Source organism: Clostridia bacterium (assembly GCA_017410375.1).
In the GTDB taxonomy this organism is placed as follows: domain Bacteria; phylum Bacillota; class Clostridia; order RGIG6154; family RGIG6154; genus RGIG6154.
On the sequence record JAFQQW010000064.1, the window covers coordinates 1 to 4136 of the forward strand.

At 42.9% G+C, this 4136-nt stretch carries 3 protein-coding genes; all 3 read right to left on the minus strand.

Annotation, left to right across the window (positions count from 1 at the left end; translation table 11 throughout):
- Positions 1–250 precede the first annotated feature (250 nt).
- Complete coding sequence (locus IJE10_10400; GenBank protein ID MBQ2968515.1) at positions 251–1009, minus strand: arylamine N-acetyltransferase; 759 nt, start codon at positions 1007–1009, stop codon at positions 251–253.
- 65 nt (positions 1010–1074) lie between these two features.
- Positions 1075–2673 carry a hypothetical protein gene (locus tag IJE10_10405; protein MBQ2968516.1) on the minus strand — a complete coding sequence of 533 codons (1599 nt, stop codon included), beginning with the start codon at positions 2671–2673 and terminating at the stop codon, positions 1075–1077.
- Between the two features lie 88 nt (positions 2674–2761).
- A partial coding sequence (locus tag IJE10_10410; GenBank protein ID MBQ2968517.1) for a copper amine oxidase N-terminal domain-containing protein occupies positions 2762–4136 on the minus strand: 1375 nt, incomplete at its 5' end.

A 4136-nucleotide genomic window follows, 5' to 3' on the forward strand; every position in this document is an offset into this window, starting at 1 on the left:
ATCGAGGATTCCGCTCCATTGCTTGCTTTTTACCAATTTGAACTCTACCGTACCTTTGTACGCCGACGAATTCAAATTGTCAAAATATAACTTCCTTTTTCGCACTCTGACAGCGTGTCGATAGGTTTATCGACACGCTGAACCGCCACACAATAATGTGTGGCGGTTTTTTAATTGCTTTGTCATTCTGAACGTCAGCGAAGAAGCCCATAAATTAATACTATTCCTCTTTCGTTCGGACTGATATTTTTTATTTCAATCCAAATTCCACTTCAAGCACTTCGGCTCGTCTTTGGTCGTTCATATTTTCTTCAATATGAACGATTTTTTCGTTTTCAAACACTTTAAAGGTTCTGTCATCAATGGTTTTTCTTCCGTTTTCGGTTTTCATGGCAATCATTAAAGTTTTGTTGAAGATGGAATCGGGATGTGCTTCGCAATAAAAAGAAGGCGGAACAAAATCGATGTTATACTGTCTTTCTTCCGAAAAAGAATAGAAAATACGCCACTTCCCCTGATACAGGTCATAAAGCTCCCATTCACCAAACTCGTTTTTCTCGAATTTATAGGTTTCGCCAAACTGTTCCTGCACCAAACCGACCTCTAATTTAAGCGGATAACGCGGTGCTGTTTGTCCGATGCCCACATCCAAAATATATACACCATCTTCGCACTGAACCGCTACAACTCTGTGACGGCGAAACGGGATTGTGGTTTCGTTTCGCAGATATCTTGCCAAATAGTCGCAGGTTTCAAACCCCATTTCGGAAAGCATATGCGATAACAATCCGTTTACTTCAAAGCAATATCCGCCACGAGCGCGATTTACAATTTTATCATATAAATCAGCAGGCTCTAAAGACAGCGGTATTTTGTCTACCAAATCCAGATTTTCGTACGGTACATTTGTAACATTTGCATACTGAAGCGCCTTTAAAAATTCATAGGTTTGTTCTATCTTGGTATTTTCCGCCAACCCAATACGCTTAAAGTATTTTTGGATATCCATAAATTTACCTCTTTGCTATCTTTATTTGCTCAAAATATTCTTTAGTGGTACCAAAAGCACATCCGTTATTTTTTCACTTGCTGTGAAATGCAGTTGTAATCATTGGTCAGAATGGTATCGATGCCCATTTTCAGAAACGCTTGTGTTTCTTCAGGGTCATCCGAATAGAACACATTGCATAAAATGCCGTTTTTATGTGCTTTATCAATCATTTCCTGATTAAAATAAGGCTTATAGAGCTGTACCTTTTCACAGTTCAGTGTAATAGCTCTTTCCACGATTTCATAGGGACGTGCTTCTAAATGTCCTACGCATACCGGAATATCGGGCGCATAAGCTTTAAATTGTCTGATTTGTTCATCTGTTTCCAGCATGAAATATACATACTTTTCACAATCATATTTCCGGATAAGTGCCACGATTTTTTCTATTGCCTCTGTCGGATACGGCTCTTCAAAAGATAATGGCTTTACATGCACATTCATAATCACCTGACAGGCAAACTTCTTTAAAATTTCTTCAAAGGTGACCACCCGAAGTCCTTTAAATTTTTCACCAAATTTTACGCCAAAATCCAGCTTTTGCAGTTGTACAAGCGTGTGATCGGTCACAAAGCCTTCGCCTGTGCTGACACGCTCTAAACTGCGGTCATGGCAGGATACAATCTCTCCGTCTGCGGTGGGCCACAAATCAAACTCAATTTCGTCAGCACCCATGGCAACGGCGGCACCGAATGCAGGCATGCTGTTTTCGGGGGCAACGGTACTAAAACCTCTGTGTGCACAAACACGCGGATAGCCTAAGGTCTGTTCGTTGTTGATGATGGCACTGCCTGCAGGTCTGTACTGCCACGGCTTTCTGCCAAATTCAATATATTCATGATGCGGTGCATCGGGATTGCCGAAGCCCGCAGGCTTTAAATATTTATTCTTCGGGTCAAATTCAGCCGTTTCCATACCGAATCTGCCTTTCATATTGCAAAGCACCTTGCCGTAGGGCGAAACCACCATGCTCGCACCGCAGATTTCAGAGTCCTCCGCAAAGCTGACCGACGAACGAATTACATACGCATTTGTATTATATGCCAAAAAACGACACATGGTTTCGATGGCATCGTGGCTGTCGCTTCTTTGCAAAGAACAGCCGATGATGATATCCACATTCTGCTTTGCAATACGGGCAAACGCCTCATAAAAATAAAAGTCGTAGCAGGTTAGAAAACCGTAACGCAGACCGTCAATTTCAATCACATACGGCTCGGACGGCTCAAAGGTGTACGCAGAATCCAGCTCTAAGGTGTTCAGCTCCAAAGGCGGTAAATGCTTTTTAAAATATTTGCCTACGATTTCGCCCTTTTGATTAAACGCATAGGTGGTATTGCGGTAATTGTCGTTAATGGCATACAACGCATTTACAAACACAAGTGCTTTGCAACGCTTTGCGGTTTCGGCACAGTTCTCTAAAAGCTGCGTAATGTACTTCTTGTGATAGAAAAAAGTCTCCTCCTTGGTGGAGGTGGCGCAGGGCACATCGCTGTACTCGGGAAGCACAATGATATCCATGCTCTCGTCGCATTGACGGAGCATTTTCAGTTTATATTCAAAAAACGCATCCGAATTTGCCGTGTCCATAGAATATGGTGGCTGAATGATACAAGCTTTCATGTCTTTAGTCTCCTTTTCTGTCTTTTAATACAGTATAGCACAATTCTTTTTCAAAAGCAACAAAAAAGCACCTTTACGGTTCTTTTATCTATTCATTTGTAATGCTTACCATCTTTAAGCCTTCGTCCCAGGAAACTGTAGCGTTTAAGCCCTCGGCAATGGCACGAAGCGGAATGTATGTTCTGTCCTTTTTAATCATGGGCGGTACATCCAACAGGATTTCTTGACCATTGACCATCATAATGGGATTATCAATCTGCACTTCTATCAACGTATTGCCTTTGCCTACCACAACCTTTTGCGTATCTTCCTCCCAGAGTACTTCTGCACCCATTTTCTCAAAAACGGCTCTTGCCGGCACTAATGTGCGTCCGTTTTGAATGAACGGTTTCGCATCCGAAAACTTCACTTGCTCTTCACCTACCATAATGAGGATGTAATGCGGTCCGATGCCACCTGAAATCGGGTCATTCAAAACATACGGATTCGCATCCGCTCCTGTTCCCCAAGCAGTGTAAACCGCATCATTATAATAGGATTTTACACCGTTCTTATATTCCGAAAACTGATCCCAGGGCATACGGTAATCCCTTTCCAATCCGGGAACGGGCTGTATTTGCCCTTTAAATTCATCATGTCGTTCGCTGTAGGTTTGCACTTGCCCGTCATACCAAGCAACCAAAACATCTGTATCTAAAGTGGTTGCCCGGCTATTTATAACCTCGTGATAAACACCTCGCTTATATACAAGATTGTCTTCAGGTGTTTCGCGGAAACCGCCGGAACGAATTTCATTTATCGGCACCGTTAAAACACCAAACTCAGGTTCCTTCCCCGACACAATTAGCTCCTGATTCTCCGGGTCCGGACCTCCTATATTTCTGTAGTAGCGAACCGCTTCTTTTTCAGGATCTGTTTCCCCGATAAAATAAGATGTTCTGCGGTCATAAACATGTGCGACTTGCTGATATGTGTGTCTGTATAACACGCCGGAAGGTTTTCCGTTATCAAATTGACCGAAATAAGTAGCATCATCCAAAACACCTTTCCAATCAAAACGACCGATTCCGTGGGGCAATCCTTCTCCATTCACCTGACCTTTATAGAGAGCCTTGCTTCCTTTATATTCATATTCACACTCAATTACATTTTCAGCATTTTCAAGGTCTGCTTCCAGCTCCGACACAAAAATGCTCACCTCAATCTCGTCTGAGCCCTCATTCCATTTCACCTTGCCGTATGAAGCAAGTGCGTTAACCGGGATAAGTGTTTTGCCTGCGATGCCCGCTACTTCGGTCGCATTGCCGTCCAGCAACACTTTTACCTCGGTCGGCTGAATTTCGGTACGGGTCTGCAGGGATGCATTGCGTTCCCAAAGTTCTTTTGTATACATGGGGGTAGCATATCGCTCTCTTGTTACATTGTAGGTTGCAGTTTCTGTATCATACGAAACGTTAAAGCCG

Bases quoted from the DNA above. Each gene is read 5' to 3' on its own strand.
- IJE10_10405 (MBQ2968516.1), bottom strand. From the start codon at position 2,673: ATGAAAGCTTGTATCATTCAGCCACCATATTCTATGGACACGGCAAAT.
- IJE10_10400 (MBQ2968515.1), bottom strand. From the start codon at position 1,009: ATGGATATCCAAAAATACTTTAAGCGTATTGGGTTGGCGGAAAATACC.